This is a genomic window from Pseudomonas sp. SDO5591_S426 (assembly GCF_054070755.1).
On record NZ_JBSVXD010000343.1, the window covers coordinates 1 to 3167 of the forward strand.

Below are 3167 nucleotides of genomic sequence, written 5' to 3' on the forward strand. Positions count from 1 at the left end.
CATTGGAATGCGTTCCCTGTAGGAGCTGCCGAAGGCTGCGATCTTTTAAAACAACTCAGTTACCCGCAGCAAAATCCCGCAGCACCGCGCCATCCATCCGATACCTCACCCACTCTTCCTGCGGCTGGGCACCCAAGGATTTATAGAACTCGATAGCCGGGGTATTCCACTCCAGCACGCTCCATTCAAAACGCCCGCAGTCATTGGCGCAGGCGATTTTTGCCAGATGCCGCAGCAAGGTTTTGCCCGCGCCGCCACCGCGTTGTTCCGGGGTGATGTAGAGGTCTTCGAGGTACAGGCAGTTGCTGCCCAGCCACGTCGAATAGCTGAAGAAAAACACAGCGAAGCCGATCGGCAAGCCATCACGCAGGCAGATCAGGCCATGGGCCGTGGCGCCCTCGCTGAACAGGCTGCGCTCGATGTCGGTGACACTGGCAATGACTTCATGGCGGGCACGTTCGTAGTCGGCCAGCTCAGTGATGAACGCGAGAATTTGCGGCGCGTCACTGGGGGTCGCCGGGCGGATTTCGATCGTCATGGACGTGCCTTGTCAGAAGTTGAAAACGCCATACTAAGTCGGCGGGCGGCGCTCGTCACATGGGAAATAAAATCGTCATCCGCAGCAGCGCTCATGCCGTTACTCCGCCCGGCGCTAACCCTGGAATCGATAACCTCGAATCTAACATCCCGGCCTCACGTGGTTAGATGGATGAGCTGCTCATTTATCCGGTCAAGGAACCGAGCCATGTCTACCGCAACACCTCCCGTTTCAAGTAAGTTGTTCGGCCTGTTTTGTCTCGCCAGCTATCTGCTATCGCTGTCCTACGGCTCGACGTTTTTGCTGTCGTTGTTGATCGGCTCACGCGGGGGCAACGAGCACGATGCCGGCAGCGTGATTTCAGCGGCGATGCTCAGCACGTTTGCGGCAGTGATCGTGTCGGGGCACCTGTCCGACTTGCTCGGTGCGGCGCGATCGGTGGCGCTGTTCGGCATCTTGCTGGTGGCCGCCAGCCTGGGCTTCGCGCTGACTCCGGGCTTCGGCCATCTGCTGTTGTTTTTCGGGTTGCTGCTGGGCTTGGGCTGGGGCGTGTTCTACACCTTGGGCCCGATCATCGTTGCGAGCCTGGTGACACCTGCCCAACGGGCCAAATACTTTGCGTTGCTGTCGGGCAGCATGATGACCGGGATCGGCAGCGGTCCTTTGCTGGGCCGCGCCGCGAGTGCCTTGGGCTATCCGGTGACGGCGGCGTTTTACCTGGCGGCGCTGGCGAGTTTGATCGGTGTGCTGTTGTTCTGGCGACTGGATCGGCAACTGAAAGCAGCCTCGGTGCAGTCGACAGCTGTGTCGCGGATTTCCTGGCGCGCAGCGGCGCAAGTGCTGTCGTCCCGGGCAGTGTTGCCGATCATCATGGTCGGTTTGGGCGGCTGTGTTTTCGGTGGACTGTCGAGCTTCCAGACCAGTTACGCCGCAGCACGCTCACTCGACTATTCGCTGTTCTTCCTCGGCTTCATGAGTGCCGCGATCAGCAGTCGAATGTTGATCGCCGGCATCGTGGTCAAGCGCGATCCGTTGCGCGCATCCTGCCTGCTGTCCGGGTTGATGATGGCCTCGATTGTGATGTTCGGTTTCGTGGTCGATGACGGTTTCAGTTACGTGCTCGCAGCGGTGATGCTCGGCGTCGGTTACGGGCTGACTTATTCAGTGATCAACGGCCTGGCCGCCAACGAAGCGCCGAGCGGCACCACCGCGCAAGCCTTGCTGCTGTTCAGCCTTTCGTACTTTATCGGTGTGTTTGGTTTTCCGCTGCTCGCCGGGAAAATCATCGTCGAACACGGGATGGCTACTTTGTTGCTGACCGTGCTGGCGGTCGCCGCGCTCAACTGGCTGATTACCGTGGGTCGCTTGATCTGGCGTCGTGCAGCCAAGGCCAAGGCCTTCCAGCAGGCCTGAACCGTTCGTCGTTCATCAGGCACCAATTCGAATCGGGGGCGGACCAACATCAGGTAAGGACTCTAAATCAATGGAGACACCACCATGATCTCGTCCAGGTTGACCGCCCTCGCCTTCGCTGCCCTGCTGTGCCCTCTCGCCATCGCTGCGACCACCGCGTCCGGCACCGGCCCGACCAACCCGGTCGAATCCCCCAAAGCCCCCGCCATCCAGAGTGCCCCCGGCATGAATACCAACGGCACGGGTGTTGACAGCAGCCTGCCGCCGTCAACCGGCACCGACCCACGGACTCAAGGCAATGACATGGGCCGCCAGGGCGGCTTGAACATGCCGGACACCAAAACCCCCGATAACGCCGGGCCCGGCGTCGGTTCGAAAACCACCACTGGTGGTTCGGGTTCAGAAGGTGGCGTGAGCCAATAAGCGATTCATCCCAATGAAAGAGGTAACCATGAACGTCGATAAAAACCTGGAAAAAGAAGTCCTGACCCGCCTGCTGCACGCCCACCCAAGTGGCTTGGGCAAGGAGGTCCTGGACAATTACCGGGGGGAGAAAGTCGTGGCCAGCACCCTCGCCACCTTGCAGGAGCGCGGGCTGATCCAGCACGGCAATGTGCAGTGCAATGAAGCCGGCGAACACTCGCTGAACCTGCCGATCAAACTCAGCGCCGCTGGCGTTGAGGCCGCACGCAAGCTGGACGTTTGAACCACCCTGAAGCCAGGAGAAATCCCATGCCTCGTGGAAGCAAAGACAAATACACCGCCGAGCAGAAACGCAAGGCCGAACACATCGAGGACAGCTACGAAAAGAAAGGCGTGTCCAAGGATGAGGCCGAAGCCCGTGCCTGGGCGACGGTGAACAAGCAGTCCGGCGGCGGCGAGAAATCGGGCGGTTCCGGGCGTAAGAAACCGGCCAGTGCCAAGTCTGCAGATCGCAAGGAATCTTCGCGACGCGCGGTGGCGAGCCGTGAAGGAAAGCCACGTAGCAGCAAGGCTTCGCGGGACACGCAGACCGTGGACAGTTTGATGAAAGAGGCTCGCGCGAAGGATATTCCGGGGCGGTCGTCAATGCGCAAGCAGGAGTTGATCGAGGCGTTGCGCAAGGCTGGCTAGCGCCCGAATTATCTATCGAATCCGAGGGCCTCATCGCGGGCAAGCCCGCTCCCACAAGTTGCGATGGTGAACAAAAATCTTGTGAACACCCTAGAACCCTGTG

At 60.1% G+C, this 3167-nt stretch carries 5 protein-coding genes; 4 read left to right on the forward strand and 1 reads right to left on the reverse strand.

Annotated elements, in window-relative coordinates:
- Nucleotides 1–55: 55 nt before the first annotated feature.
- A complete protein-coding gene (locus ACW9JC_RS29615; protein WP_416128596.1) occupies nucleotides 56–538 on the reverse strand; it encodes a GNAT family N-acetyltransferase in 483 nt (160 codons plus the stop codon).
- Between the two features lie 207 nt (nucleotides 539–745).
- Between ACW9JC_RS29615 and ACW9JC_RS29620 the strand changes: the two genes are divergently transcribed.
- The 4 genes from ACW9JC_RS29620 to ACW9JC_RS29635 all read left to right on the forward strand — a co-directional run bounded on the left by ACW9JC_RS29620 (nucleotide 746) and on the right by ACW9JC_RS29635 (nucleotide 3064).
- Nucleotides 746–1951 carry an MFS transporter gene (locus ACW9JC_RS29620; protein ID WP_457459478.1) on the forward strand — a complete coding sequence of 402 codons (1206 nt, stop codon included), beginning with the start codon at nucleotides 746–748 and terminating at the stop codon, nucleotides 1949–1951.
- A gap of 84 nt (nucleotides 1952–2035) precedes the next feature.
- A complete protein-coding gene (locus ACW9JC_RS29625) occupies nucleotides 2036–2374 on the forward strand; it encodes a hypothetical protein (RefSeq protein WP_448106778.1) in 339 nt (112 codons plus the stop codon).
- A gap of 28 nt (nucleotides 2375–2402) precedes the next feature.
- Complete coding sequence (locus ACW9JC_RS29630) at nucleotides 2403–2657, forward strand: hypothetical protein (RefSeq protein ID WP_095195589.1); 255 nt, start codon at nucleotides 2403–2405, stop codon at nucleotides 2655–2657.
- 26 nt (nucleotides 2658–2683) lie between these two features.
- A complete protein-coding gene (locus ACW9JC_RS29635) occupies nucleotides 2684–3064 on the forward strand; it encodes a Rho termination factor N-terminal domain-containing protein (RefSeq protein ID WP_448106777.1) in 381 nt (126 codons plus the stop codon).
- Nucleotides 3065–3167 lie beyond the last annotated feature (103 nt).